Origin of the sequence: Metabacillus niabensis (genome assembly GCF_902829255.1) — a bacterium.
Taxonomy (GTDB): Bacteria; Bacillota; Bacilli; order Bacillales; family Bacillaceae; genus Metabacillus; species Metabacillus niabensis.
The window spans coordinates 1-12,851 of record NZ_CADEPK010000226.1; the positions used below are offsets into that span (position 1 = coordinate 1).

The window sequence follows — 12,851 nt, forward strand, 5'->3', positions numbered from 1 at the left end:
ATGTAATGATAATAATTATCATTATCATATATAATTTGGAGGGACATAACATGACAGCAACTACATACACATTAGGGAGAAAACCACTTCTTAGCGGCATTGCACTTATTTTATTCTTTGTTTTGATTTTAGCTGGATGTAGTAATTCTAATGAATCAGCTTCTTCTGATTCTAACGAGAAAGCTAGTGGGAGTGATGTTCGTGAAATCACTCATGCGATGGGGACGACAAAAATCGAGGGGACTCCTAAAAAAATTGTTACGTTATATCAAGGGGCAACAGATTCAGCTGTTGCATTTGGTATAAAGCCTGTTGGTGCAGTTGAATCCTGGCTTGAACAGCCAATCTATAATTATTTAAAGGATGATTTAGAGGGTGTACAAATTATTGGTCAGGAAACACAGCCGAACTTAGAAGAAATTGAAAAGTTAAAACCAGATTTAATCATTGCCTCAAAAATTCGTCATGAGGAAATTTATGACCAACTAACAGAAATCGCTCCAACCGTTGTTCATGAAACGGTTTTTGATTATAAAGGAACAGTTGAATTGATGGGGCAAGCGATGAACGAAGAGGAGAAGGCTAAAGAGATCATCTCTGCTTGGGATGAAAGAGTTGCCGATTTCCAAACGAAAATAAAAGAAAAATTAGCGGATAAATGGCCGCTTCATGCTTCAGTGCTAAACTTTAGAGAAGACCATGCTCGCATATATGTGACAGGCTTTGCTGGCTCGGTTCTTACAGAATTAGGATTTAAGGGACCGAAAAATTTAACGGATGATTCTCAAGATATTCTTCAATTAACTGACAAAGAGAGTATTTCAGAAATGAACGCAGATGTCTTCTACCTCTTTATGGAGGATAACGAAGCGGTCAAGAAAACATATGAGGAATGGACGAGCCATCCACTATGGAAAAACCTAGATGCTGTGAAGGCAAATGAGGTTCATACGGTTGATGAAATCATTTGGAATATGGGTGGTGGCATTAAAGCTGCAAACTTAATGCTTGATGATTTATATGAAAAATTTGAATTAGAAAAATAAATAAGCTTTTTGGTAGGAGGAGGCTGCAGCTTCTCCTATTTTTAAACGTTTTTTTTATGAAAGGAGGAGAAATATGGGCATTGTCTTTACTTCAACACCACTTAAGGTTGTTGGATTGTTTTTATGTATCGGACTGTTTGTGCTTTCCTTTTTCGCAAGCATCGCGCTTGGACAAAATGCGATTTCGATCCAAACGACATTTGATGCTTTCTTTCATTTTGATGAGACGAGCACAGAGCATATCATTATAACAACATCACGCCTGACAAGAGCTGTTATTGCTGCAGTCATTGGTGCAAATCTAGCAATTGCTGGTGCATTGATGCAAGCGTTAACGAAAAATCCACTAGCTGCACCTGATATTTTCGGTGTAAATGCTGGCGCGTTGTTTTTTATTGTATTTTCAGCAACGTTTTTTCAGGTTGATTCATTGGTAAGTTATATGTGGATTGCTTTTTTAGGTGCTGGTGTTGCAGGGATATTAGTATATTTTTTAGGCTCGTTAGGCAGGGATGGCTTATCGCCGCTCAAAATCGTATTATCTGGAGCAGCGATAACAGCTTTATTTGTTTCGTTTACTCAAGGGCTTTTAGTAATCGATGAACAAAAGCTTCAAAGCGTTTTATTTTGGTTGGCAGGTTCTGTTGCTGGACGAAGCATGGATATGCTGTTACCTGTGCTGCCGATGATGTTGATTGCAGGTCTTGTCGCGCTATTCTTAGGGAGATCGATAAATATTCTTCTTTCGGGGGATGATGTAGCGAAAAGCTTAGGGCAACGGACCATATTAATAAAAGCGTTAATTGGAGTAATTGTTGTCATTTTGGCGGGAGGCTCAGTAGCTGTTGCAGGATCAATTGGGTTTATCGGCTTAATTGTTCCACATATTGTTCGCGGGCTTGTTGGACCAGATTACAGATGGGTTATTCCCTATAGCGTATTTGTTGGGGCAAGTTTATTGCTTCTAGCAGATGTTGCAGCAAGATTTGTTATTATGCCACAGGAGCTCCCGATTGGCGTGATGACTGCCTTCGTCGGAACACCATTTTTTATTTATCTTGCACGCAGGGGGTTAGCAAGAAATGAATGATTTTTATACAGTACGTACAAAAACTGGTTCAATTTCCTTTCAGATCGGGAAAAGGCCGATAATCGTCATTTTTCTCCTCAGCATAATGTCTTTACTACTATTTGTTTTAAGTTTAGCTGTGGGGAGTAGCTTTATTCATCCTTTTCAAGTTATGAAAGAGCTAGTCGGATTTAGTAGTGGGGAGTATGATTTTATTTTGCATACACTAAGACTGCCAAGAGTGTTACTTGCGTTTATGGTTGGGGCAGCACTTGGTGTAGCAGGATTAATTTTGCAGGCTGTTATCCGTAACCCACTCGCTTCCCCCGATATTATTGGAATAACAAGTGGCGCATCGGTTGGAGCGATTTTGTTTATCGTTTATTTAATGGGAGCCGTTAGTATAAGCTTTCTACCTTTTGCAGCAATCGCAGGAGCAACAATTGTTTCGGCGATTATCTATTTGTTGTCTTGGAAAAAGGGTGTAACACCGATAAGACTTGTATTAATCGGAATTGGTGTTTCTGCTGCGATGAAGGCTATCGTCATGATGATGATTGTTGTCAGTGAAACAACGATTGCGACGAAATCTTATTTATGGTTAACAGGAAGTTTGTATGGAGCGAACTGGCAGGATGTGTCAGCGATGCTACCATGGTTAGTCATTTTTATTCCTAGTGCATTTTTCCTTGGAAGACTTGTTAATGTAAAAGAATTAGGTGATGATGTTGCAACAGGTCTTGGGGTGAAGGTACAGCAGCAAAGACTAATTCTTTTATTCATTAGTGTGGCATTAGCTGGAGCTGCCGCAGCTTTTGCTGGAGGCATAGAGTTTGTTGGCTTAATTGCTCCCCATATTGGTAGAATGCTAGTTGGCCGTTCCTTTGCAAGCTTAGTTCCTATTTCAGCATTATTAGGTGGAATGATCGTGATAATCGCAGATATGGTTGCGCGAACAGCATTCCTACCACTTGATATTCCTGCGGGTGTTTTTACTGCAGGAATTGGTGCCCCGTTTTTCATTTATTTGTTATATCGAAATCGAAATTTATAAGAGGGGGACTGTCCCCCTCTTTTTCAATATAATTTCCCATGTCGATATAGGATTGTGCATAGCTTCATAACTGCTTGGATATAGCAGTTTTGCCGCAATGGAAGAGGAGCTGCGAAGTAGTGTGGAAGAATTATATCTAAGGTTGTTTTCATCTTTTCATAAAGTAATTGAAATACTTCTGATTCACTGTAAAATTGGGTTTCTCTGCCTTGAAGCCATTCAAAATAAGAAACGATAACCCCGCCGGCATTTGCGAGAATATCAGGGATAATAATGACGCCTTTATTGCTTAAAAATGTATCTGCTTCCCCTGTTATTGGTGCGTTTGCTCCTTCGATAATGATAGTTGCTTTAATTTGCTCCATATTTTGCTTGTGTATTTGATCCTCTAAGGCAGCTAATAGCAGGACATCGACATTTACGTATAAAACCGCATCACGTGGTTTAATCTTTGCTGCGATCTTAGCGGCTGATAGCTGCTCATTAGTTACTGGAAGCTCTCCACGGTTTAATGATGCAAACTCAATTAGGGCTGGGATATCTAAGCCCTCAGCGTTATAGAGAGTAACATTTCGGTCACTTACAGCGACTACTTTATTTTGTAAGTATGTGCACTGATAGGCTTCTAATGCTGCAATAGATCCTACATTTCCAAACCCTTGTACCGCTATTGTTATAGGCTTTTCGGCTAGTGATAATGCGGTTTTGGCAAAACGGTTGTTGCTTTTTAAAAGGAATTGTTTTTGCTCAAGTAAGAAATCATGAAGTAAATAACGGAAGGTAAAATAAACCCCTTTTCCTGTTGCTTCTCTGCGACCGAGTGAGCCTCCATTGACAATGCTTTTCCCAGTAAAGCTACCACGATAAGGCTTTCCTGGATTGATGCTTTTGTATTCTGCCATCATCCAGTCCATTTCGAGCTCGCCTGTCCCAACATCTGGAGCAGGAATATCCTTATCAGGGCCGAGAATATCACTAAAGTAACGCACATATTTTTCACAGATTAAATGCAGTTCTTTATCAGAGAAATCTCGAGGGTTTATTGCCACCCCGCCTTTTCCGCCACCAAAGGGAACCTCATATAGTGCATTTTTCAACGTCATTAACGCTGCAAGGTTTATGACCTCCTCCTCGTTGACAGATTCATGGAAGCGAATCCCTCCTTTATAAGGTCCGAGCGTATCATTATGCTGGACACGAAAGGCGGGAATTCTGACAACCTTCCCTTTTTCTAATGGAACACGTAAAAAAGATTTATGAATATGATTGGGGGTAGACAGAATTGCTGCCAAAGATGTAAAAGCTTGCTTCCTTGCTTGGTCATGTAATACAGGTAAAAATGATAAATCCTCTAGTAAAGCGTTCAATGATTGTTGGACAATAACCCCTGTTTGGCTTGCCATAAAAATGACCTCCTTTTTCTAACAAACAATCATATGAACGAAAAGCTTCTGATATACCTATATTTTTCTTCTCGTTCCCCACAAAGAGGCGATAAATAGAAATTCAAAAACATTCATCTTGGCTGAACTGCTAAAGGGGAGAGGAATAGCATTGCCGATAATCATAACGATTGTACCAATCAGCATCCATTTCCATCCTTTTTTCCACCAAACAATGATGCTAGCTAGCAAAACAGATAGAACGGTACCGATGATCATATATGGAATCCCTGTTTCTGTTTCCTGTACATAATGAAGAACACCATATTTAAATACAGGGGTAACATTTAAATGAAGGGTGACAGTAATAAGCTCAATTAAAATAAGAAGGAGCATGTAAATCCAAGCGACAAGATGAAAAATGCGACTCTTTGCCCAGTGAAGTGCTGTTTTTCGGATAACCCCATAGCTAAACAATACTAGCGTCGGAGTAACGAAGGCGTGAAGCCAATATCTACATATGCTAAGCGATTCAAGAAGAGCACTCTCGCCAATGAAACGTCCAAAGGCAAGGATAAGGTTATCGTAAAAAAGGCCGACAGTGACAATAAACAGCACATTGGCATAGGGGAAATTCTGCTTCGAATTTAAACCGAAAAAAGGTAAGGCAGCATAGCCGATAAGTAATAATATGTATATATATAAATCCATCCAATTAGCCCTCCAGTTATTCGTTAAAATACTCAATTATGTTTAGTTTCCCCTAATTAATGTAAACAATTGCGGTGTGTTGTAAAAAGTAGCAGGTTCTAATGATTGCTACATGCATTTAATTTTTTATCCGAATTAAGAATTCTCATAAAACCCGGAAAGTAATTGAAAATGCCTTAATGATGATTGATTTATTTAGTAAACGATTTTGTTATTAGATAAGGTTTCCTAACACTATTTTTATAATGGAAAATTAATAAATAAAAAGGAGCAATTGAACATTTCCTCAAGAAATGTTGTGCACTTTAAGAGAGGGAATCCGATTACTTTCCTTTCGTAAGCGACGCATGCTCAAGAGCACAGCTGATGTGACTGCGGTTCTATCGGAAGTGGAGAAGAACATCCTGCAAGTGCACATAAACACGAAGGAGCTAGGGTTGTACATGATGAAACAAGAGAGAGAAGCATACCGTCGTAATGAAAGTGCCGCGGAAGGTTTTCGCTCAGGAAGAGGATATCATATCGGCGCATCAATGACCTTCCTCAAGCTAGAAGAGACTTAGACGAACCTGCTTCAAGTATTGTTGTGACATACTTAATAAAGTCGAAAGTGTAAATAAATGCTTTATAAGGTTAATATTTACAATAGGTTTGCCGATAAAAAGAATAGAGAGACTTAATCAGGAGGGAATCGAATGCGTCTGAATCATATTCGTTACCAAGTCATGGCACACAATATCTGGAATAAGGTTTCAGCTTACAGGAGTAAAAGTACATCTGTATATACACAATCAGTGTTGGACAAGGAATACAGACTTGAGAGACAATCCTCTGAGAATGGTATCGATCAGTTCAATTACTCTAAGACCAGTGTAGTGAGAAACAATGGGACTTTCAGCAAATTGTATCAATCAGCTAATGATCGAACAGTGACAGACACAGGGGAAGAAACTGTCATTCAATCTACTAACCCCTATGAATCTGAAAGTGATATTAGAATTAAAATACTAGATGAAAAATACAGCAGGATAAATGCGATTAACAAAACAAAGTCTGATCCATTAGGCTATATTAAAGATAAGTACCAAAATTCAAAGTCGCCTCATTTCAGAAGTGACCTGTCAGCTGCAGAGAGACAAGCTGCTTATGATAATGAAACAGAATGGCTATTCAAAGGGAAGGCGCAAAACTATAACCTACAGGATGCTGTATTTCGCAATGTGACATTTCATGGAGAAGTGGAGACTGAGAATGCAAAGGTGTATCAGCGAAGCCAGGTTAACCAGCAGCTACAAGTGCTGTTGAACCGAAACGGTATTCATATTTCGCAAGGGACAAGACTTACATTTACGATTACACCAATTGACTATAAAGTACAGGTAAGAGGAACAGATGATGAGGCACTTATCGAGCAAATTGAGCAAGTGCTTCAATCAGGAGACAACAGCAAAGAGCTGTTTTTACATATCATGAAAAGCCTTAGCAGTGATTCAGCACAATTTTCCGAGGAGTCATATAAAAAATATCAAGCTGCTCGTGAGATGTACGATGTCACAGGCTATCAGTTGAAGGAATTAAAAGTGGTTGATGGGCGGTACGTAACACCTGATGGACGTGATTTATTAGATGTATATAAAGAAGAGCTTGAAAAAGATCCTGTACAAAAACAAAATGCTTCCTATGCTATAACATATTATCGTTCGGAGCTAAGTAAAATAGCGGAAGCCGGGTATGATGCCATTCCGGATTTCATCCTCTCAATTGATTATAGCAATGGATCTCTGAGGGATGTGGGGCAAAGCAAGAGCTATGGCACCGGAGATACTAAGTGGCTTGAAACGTTAAAGCATCAGAAGGGTGTAAATTATTAGAAAGCTGTTCAAGTGAAAAATAACCTTGGAAAGTGACAATCAATGTAAGAAACGACGCTACATTCAAAAAGTTGAATGATAGCGTCGTTTTTATTTACTGCTAGGCATCATGGGTCTATTAGTAGTACATCCTATCCAGTAACAACATTATTTCTATGTATAAATTCTATCAATAGTAGCAATTTTATAAATAGATTTTTACATATATTATCAAATTTAAATCTTACATATTTAAGTTAAAAGCAATGAATAGGTGAAGCTAATAAAATGATTTTCAAAGAAATTAATCAGCTACTTTGTACAAATAAATGGATGGAATCTGGAGTTCCTGTTATATCTTTCTAGAGGAAATGAGGATGCGACTCCTTAATCAGAAAGAAATAGTACTATAAATTTGAATGTTACATAATTATATAATATAATGGTATTAAGTAACATTGATTAAGGGGAGTAAACAATGGAATATGTAGAAGCTTTAAGGGATGTAAAACAAATCAATTCCATGAAGAGATATTTAAAAAAACATTCGGAAAGAGATTATGTCCTATTTGTTTTTGGGATTAATACTGGATTAAAAATTACGGAGTTATTGGAAATAAAGGTTGGCGATGTCGTAGAAAATAGTGGGGGAATTAAAGATTTTTATTTACTTCCACATAAAGAATCACGAACGCTAAAGGAAGTTTATTTAAATCATAAAGTAAAGAAAGACCTGCATCATTATATTCAAGTGCATCAATTGGAAAATGACCACTATTTATTTAAATCCCCAAAAACACAAAAGCCAATTACGCGGCAACAGGCGTATCGTATCATTCACCAGGCTGCTGAGGCAGTTGGAATTGAAGGGAAAATAGGAACAAACTCAATGCGGAAAACCTTTGGATTTCATGCGTATAAGCGGGGAGTAGCCATTTCGATATTACAGAAACATTTTAACCATTCAACTCCATCAGAAACTCTTAAATATCTCGGGATTTCTAAGGAAGAGCAAATTCGAACGGAAATTGATGTTAATCTTTAAAGCAGTTAAGCCTTAATTCAATGGTTACAAATCATAAGGAGGATTTAGAAAATGAATATTAGAGAAAGTGAACTCCCAGGAATTGGATGCAAGTTTGAAATTGTGACAAAAAATCAGGATAAGCTCGTTGTCGTCATTCATGATGATGGCCGAAGAGAAATTTATCATTTTGATTCAGATGATCATGATGAAGTAATCAGTAACGTCACATTAAATGATGCAGAGGCTAGACAGATTGCAGGTATTTTAGGTGGAATGAGCTATAAGCCGAAAGCGTTAGAAACGGTAGACTTTGCATTCGATGATTTAATTATTGAATGGTTTAAAGTAGAGCCTAACGCAGCTGCAGTCAATCAAACAATTGGTCAAATTGATATACGAAATAACTATGGGGTTAATGTTATCGCAATTAAGAAAAAGAATTCAAAAAGATCGATTAATCCTGGCTCAGACACAATCATTGAGGTTGGTGATACATTGGTGATTTCTGGTGAAAGAAATCAAATTAAAGAATTAATAAAAAATTTACTATCTTGTGAGAGGTGAAGGTGAAAAATGGATCATTTAGTATTTGAAGTAGGTACAGCACTTGTCCTTGTTGCAATCGGTTCAATTATTGCCAACAAGCTGAAATTTTCGATCATTCCGTTTCTCATTATTTTAGGAATGCTTGTTGGCCCACATGCCCCACATTTTGGGATTATCGACTTACGATTTATTGAAAGTAACGATATTATCCAATTTCTCGGAAGAATTGGGGTGCTATTTTTACTCTTCTATTTAGGCTTAGAGTTTTCAGTAGGAAAGCTGGCGAAGTCTGGGAAAAATATTGTTGTCGGTGGGAGTATTTATGTAGCAATCAATTTTATTTTAGGTTTGGCGTATGGCTTTATCGCAGGTATGCCATGGATGGAAACACTTATTATCGCCGGACTACTTAGTGTATCCTCAAGTGCGATTGTCGCGAAGGTTCTTGTAGATTTAAAAAGAACAGCCAATCCTGAAACCGAGCTAATTTTAGGAATCATCCTATTCGATGATATCTTCCTTGCCTTATTTTTAACCACAATGTCTGGTGTTCTACTAGCAGGCTCCACATCTGCTCTTGGTATCATTACCTCCGTTCTCATCTCAGTTGGATATATGTTACTATTTTTCATCATTGCACGAAAAGGTGCCCCATTATTAAATAAATGGCTTAATATTAAGTCAGATGAAATTTTCATTATTGTCATATTTGCGATATTGTTCTTTGTTGCAGGTTTTTCAGAAACTCTTCACGTTGCAGAAGCAATTGGTGCGTTACTGTTAGGATTAGTATTTTCTGAAACTGAGCATCGTGATCGCATTGAACATTTGGTCGTGCCGTTTCGAGATTTCTTTGGCGCCGTATTCTTCTTTAGCTTCGGCTTAAGCATCGATCCTTCTACTTTAGCTGATGCGATTTGGTTAGCGTTAGGTGCTGCTTTTGTTACAATTATTGGGAATTTTGTTGCAGGTATGATTTCAGGGAGAAAAGCGGGACTTTCTCATAAAGCCTCAACAAGTATAGGACTCACGATTATGGCTAGAGGAGAATTCTCAATCATTGTCGCAAATCTCGGTATCACTGCTGGTTTAAACTCAATATTAACTCCTTTTACTGCTCTGTATGTGCTTATTTTAGCCATTATAGGTCCAGTAATGACAAAGGAAAGCAAAACGATTTATAAATATTTAAACAAGGTGTTTAAATGGACGAAAGAAAAAGAAAAGAAAAAAATTGAAGTACCTGAAGGGTAAATCCTAGTAGACAATTACGATTATTAAAAGATTATAAGGTAGATAGATTTTAACAAAATCATTAAATCGAAAAGTTCCTCAAAACGATTGAAGGACTTTTCGATTTAAGTCTGTAATTTGGTATACTAGTTCCCTTGCAAGTAAAAATGTAGAGCGTACAAATCATTAATCTTTACCGATGGGATTATCCTTTTTTAGGAAATCCCTTTTTCTTTTAAAAAATAGGAAAAAAAATTAGACAATCATGCTATAATCGTATAATGCGAAGGTTAATGTAATGAAAAGGGAGATTTATTTTAATGGATATTTTTGAAATTATTAAAGCTCTGATACTTGGAATGGTGGAAGGATTAACAGAATTTGCTCCTGTATCATCGACAGGTCATATGATTTTAGTTGATGATATGTGGCTACAGTCTGGAGATTTCTTAGGGAAATATGTAGCAAATACGTTCAAAATTGTCATTCAATTAGGATCGATTTTAGCTGTTGTCGTTGTGTTTAAGGATCGGTTTATCGATTTGCTTGGCTTAAACCGCCTTATGAAAAAGAAAGGAACTGCTGAATCAAATGGTCAGCATTTACGATTGTCTCAAGTAATTGTCGGCTTAATCCCAGCAGGGGTTTTAGGTGTACTATTTGAAGATTACATCGATGAGCATCTTTTCTCTCTGGAAACTGTTTTAATCGGTTTAGTTGTTGGAGCTATTTTAATGATTTGTGCCGACTTGTTTAGCCCTAGAAAGCCAAAAATTGAAACAGTTGATAAAATCACGTACAAGCAGGCTTTATCAATTGGGTTAATCCAATGTTTATCTCTTTGGCCGGGATTCTCGCGCTCTGGGTCAACAATTTCTGGCGGTGTTCTACTTGGAATGAGCCACCGTGCAGCATCTGACTTTACATTTATTATGGCTGTTCCAATTATGGCTGGAGCAAGTGGAATTTCCTTGTTGAAAAACTGGGAATACTTCACACTCGATGCTATGCCATTTTTCATAGTAGGATTTATAAGTGCCTTTCTTTTTGCACTTATTTCAATTCGCTTTTTCTTAAAGCTAATAAACAAAATTAAGCTTATCCCATTTGCGATTTATCGCATTATTCTAGTGATTGTAATTTGTATTTTTTACTTCTAATGATTGTGGTCCCATCAGGATTTGATGGGGCTTTTTTTATGGAATTAATAGAAAAAGTGGAAAAAATTGAAACATATTACAACGGTTACTCGTAATAAAAGGTAGAAGGGATGTGCTAAGATGAGCAAATATTCAATAGAGGAATTTCTTAAGCAGACAGAGCAAGAGGATAAGGGGCAAGGCTTATTTGAGTTGGAAACACCGCGTATGCTTGAAGTGAATCTTGAAGGCCAAGTTTGGGCAAAGGCAGGCTCGATGATTTCGTATAATGGAAATATTAAATTTGAACGGGAAGGGCTTTTTGAACACGGACTTGGTAAAACGTTTAAAAAGGCTTTTACAGGTGAAGGTGCATCCTTAATGAAAGCAACGGGAAACGGAAAATTATATTTGGCAGACGAGGGGAAAAAAGTCATCGTACTTGATTTGCGAAATGATGTCATTCATGTAAATGGTAATGACCTATTAGCTTTTGAACCAAGCATAAAATGGGATATAAAGCTAATGAAGCGAATTGCGGGAATGATGGCAGGCGGTTTATTTAATGTCCGTTGTGAAGGAACAGGGATGATTGCAATTACGTCACATTATGAGCCCCTCACATTACGAGTTACACCAGATAGACCGGTCATCACCGATCCGAATGCAACGGTAGCCTGGTCAGGAAACCTCCAGCCTGAATTTCAAACAGATATTACGTTAAAAACCTTTTTTGGCAGAGGCAGTGGTGAATCTATCCAAATGAGATTTGAAGGAGACGGGTTTGTCGTTGTCCAGCCATATGAAGAAGTGTATTTTAAATCAAATAGTTAATATTCGGAAGAAGGTTTGAAACCGAATCTAAGCTGTAAGCTCTATAAAATTCCATAACTACTAATAAAGGAAAAGAGCATCCCTTTTTTTAGTAGTTATGCTTATTATATTTTAGCTAAATTAGATTTAGGCTAATTAAAGAGGCATTGGAACATTACAGTTTTTCCTTTGTTTTCGTTTCAATGCCTTCATGTTTCTTATAATTTATCAGGTAAATGGTGTAAATATACTTCTAGTAAATCAGTATTTGTTTCAAGTGTGTTAATTGTTTTTTCATTTGGTGCTGAGTAAATCGTTTGGTAATCAATTTCTCCGAGATCTTCTCTTATTGGGAAGGCTAAAATTTCTTCGTTTATAGAGAATTCAGCTTTTACCCCTGGTTTGTTCCCACGGGCATCTATGCGAATCCAGCGATTAAGTGACTTAATGAAAACTCCATTAAGTGTATGCAGGCAGTAACCTTTTTCTGGCGTGTCAAATAGTGTGAGCCGTTGATAACAAAAACCAGTTGGAATCTGGACAGCTCTTAGTAATGCTGCCAATAAATTTGATTTGGCATAACAAATTCCTTCTCGATTTATTAGTACGTCAGAGGCTTTACAGGTGATTCTTTTACTTTGGATATCCCAAGAATGTGAAATGCTGTCTCGTACATATTCAAAGGCAATTTTCACCTTTTCAATATCTGTTTGCTCATTAGAAAATAACTCATTAATCTTCTCTCTAATGATTGGATGCGAATAGTCAACTACATTAAGTTCTTTTAAAAAATCATTTAAATGAACTGATTCGGGTTTAATCGCCATTGTATTGCCCCTTTTCCTTTGATTTACATAATTAAATCTGGTTAATGATGACCTTTAAATGCACTTAATCCTTCAAAGCTTGTTATTGTGAACTAGTAACTATTTTTCTAAACCATGATTTCTTAAAGACCTATTAAATTGGATGATTATAAAT

The 12,851-nt window shown here is 37.2% G+C and carries 12 protein-coding genes; 9 read left to right on the forward strand and 3 right to left on the reverse strand.

Annotated features, from left to right (window positions below; translation table 11 throughout):
- Positions 1-50: 50 nt before the first annotated feature.
- The 3 genes from HU235_RS14605 to HU235_RS14615 all read left to right on the forward strand — a co-directional run bounded on the left by HU235_RS14605 (position 51) and on the right by HU235_RS14615 (position 3,169).
- Positions 51-1,046 (forward strand): ABC transporter substrate-binding protein, encoded by a 996-nt coding sequence (locus HU235_RS14605; RefSeq protein ID WP_174880660.1) that lies wholly within the window; start codon positions 51-53, stop codon positions 1,044-1,046.
- A 73-nt stretch (positions 1,047-1,119) separates the two neighbouring features.
- Positions 1,120-2,136 carry a FecCD family ABC transporter permease gene (locus tag HU235_RS14610; protein WP_174880661.1) on the forward strand — a complete coding sequence of 339 codons (1,017 nt, stop codon included), beginning with the start codon at positions 1,120-1,122 and terminating at the stop codon, positions 2,134-2,136.
- Positions 2,129-3,169 carry a FecCD family ABC transporter permease gene (locus HU235_RS14615; RefSeq protein WP_174880662.1) on the forward strand — a complete coding sequence of 347 codons (1,041 nt, stop codon included), beginning with the start codon at positions 2,129-2,131 and terminating at the stop codon, positions 3,167-3,169. The genes HU235_RS14610 and HU235_RS14615 overlap by 8 nt, the downstream gene beginning before the upstream one ends.
- Before the next feature lie 23 nt (positions 3,170-3,192).
- On the opposite strand, the gene HU235_RS14620 is transcribed toward HU235_RS14615, so the two are convergent.
- Both HU235_RS14620 and HU235_RS14625 read right to left on the reverse strand, forming a co-directional pair.
- The gene (locus tag HU235_RS14620; protein ID WP_174880663.1) at positions 3,193-4,572 is read right to left on the reverse strand and encodes a Glu/Leu/Phe/Val family dehydrogenase; all 1,380 of its coding nucleotides are present in this window, start codon (positions 4,570-4,572) and stop codon (positions 3,193-3,195) included.
- A 57-nt stretch (positions 4,573-4,629) separates the two neighbouring features.
- Positions 4,630-5,262 (reverse strand): hypothetical protein, encoded by a 633-nt coding sequence (locus HU235_RS14625; protein WP_174880664.1) that lies wholly within the window; start codon positions 5,260-5,262, stop codon positions 4,630-4,632.
- 695 nt (positions 5,263-5,957) lie between these two features.
- Here HU235_RS14625 and HU235_RS14630 point away from each other — a divergent pair.
- The 6 genes from HU235_RS14630 (at position 5,958) to HU235_RS14655 (ending at position 11,891) form a co-directional block, all read left to right on the forward strand.
- Complete coding sequence (locus HU235_RS14630) at positions 5,958-7,133, forward strand: DUF4885 domain-containing protein (RefSeq protein WP_174880665.1); 1,176 nt, start codon at positions 5,958-5,960, stop codon at positions 7,131-7,133.
- A gap of 457 nt (positions 7,134-7,590) precedes the next feature.
- A complete protein-coding gene (locus HU235_RS14635; RefSeq protein ID WP_145584235.1) occupies positions 7,591-8,157 on the forward strand; it encodes a tyrosine-type recombinase/integrase in 567 nt (188 codons plus the stop codon).
- Between the two features lie 51 nt (positions 8,158-8,208).
- Positions 8,209-8,703 carry a cation:proton antiporter regulatory subunit gene (locus tag HU235_RS14640; RefSeq protein ID WP_095297255.1) on the forward strand — a complete coding sequence of 165 codons (495 nt, stop codon included), beginning with the start codon at positions 8,209-8,211 and terminating at the stop codon, positions 8,701-8,703.
- 9 nt (positions 8,704-8,712) lie between these two features.
- Positions 8,713-9,939: a cation:proton antiporter gene (locus tag HU235_RS14645; RefSeq protein WP_095297256.1), complete on the forward strand. Its 1,227-nt coding sequence runs from the start codon at positions 8,713-8,715 to the stop codon at positions 9,937-9,939.
- A 299-nt stretch (positions 9,940-10,238) separates the two neighbouring features.
- On the forward strand, positions 10,239-11,078 hold the full coding sequence (locus HU235_RS14650) for an undecaprenyl-diphosphate phosphatase (RefSeq protein WP_095297258.1): 840 nt from the start codon (positions 10,239-10,241) through the stop codon (positions 11,076-11,078).
- A 120-nt stretch (positions 11,079-11,198) separates the two neighbouring features.
- Positions 11,199-11,891, forward strand: coding sequence for an AIM24 family protein (locus tag HU235_RS14655; protein WP_095297260.1), 693 nt, complete (start codon positions 11,199-11,201; stop codon positions 11,889-11,891).
- A gap of 197 nt (positions 11,892-12,088) precedes the next feature.
- Here HU235_RS14655 and HU235_RS14660 read toward each other — a convergent pair whose 3' ends face one another.
- Positions 12,089-12,697 carry a transglutaminase-like domain-containing protein gene (locus tag HU235_RS14660; protein ID WP_095297261.1) on the reverse strand — a complete coding sequence of 203 codons (609 nt, stop codon included), beginning with the start codon at positions 12,695-12,697 and terminating at the stop codon, positions 12,089-12,091.
- Between the last annotated feature and the right edge of the window lie 154 nt (positions 12,698-12,851).

Bases quoted from the DNA above. Each gene is read 5' to 3' on its own strand.
- HU235_RS14660 (WP_095297261.1), bottom strand. From the start codon at position 12,697: ATGGCGATTAAACCCGAATCAGTTCATTTAAATGATTTTTTAAAAGAA.
- HU235_RS14630 (WP_174880665.1), top strand. From the start codon at position 5,958: ATGCGTCTGAATCATATTCGTTACCAAGTCATGGCACACAATATCTGG.
- HU235_RS14610 (WP_174880661.1), top strand. From the start codon at position 1,120: ATGGGCATTGTCTTTACTTCAACACCACTTAAGGTTGTTGGATTGTTT.
- HU235_RS14645 (WP_095297256.1), top strand. From the start codon at position 8,713: ATGGATCATTTAGTATTTGAAGTAGGTACAGCACTTGTCCTTGTTGCA.
- HU235_RS14605 (WP_174880660.1), top strand. From the start codon at position 51: ATGACAGCAACTACATACACATTAGGGAGAAAACCACTTCTTAGCGGC.
- HU235_RS14635 (WP_145584235.1), top strand. From the start codon at position 7,591: ATGGAATATGTAGAAGCTTTAAGGGATGTAAAACAAATCAATTCCATG.
- HU235_RS14640 (WP_095297255.1), top strand. From the start codon at position 8,209: ATGAATATTAGAGAAAGTGAACTCCCAGGAATTGGATGCAAGTTTGAA.
- HU235_RS14655 (WP_095297260.1), top strand. From the start codon at position 11,199: ATGAGCAAATATTCAATAGAGGAATTTCTTAAGCAGACAGAGCAAGAG.
- HU235_RS14650 (WP_095297258.1), top strand. From the start codon at position 10,239: ATGGATATTTTTGAAATTATTAAAGCTCTGATACTTGGAATGGTGGAA.
- HU235_RS14615 (WP_174880662.1), top strand. From the start codon at position 2,129: ATGAATGATTTTTATACAGTACGTACAAAAACTGGTTCAATTTCCTTT.
- HU235_RS14625 (WP_174880664.1), bottom strand. From the start codon at position 5,262: ATGGATTTATATATATACATATTATTACTTATCGGCTATGCTGCCTTA.
- HU235_RS14620 (WP_174880663.1), bottom strand. From the start codon at position 4,572: ATGGCAAGCCAAACAGGGGTTATTGTCCAACAATCATTGAACGCTTTA.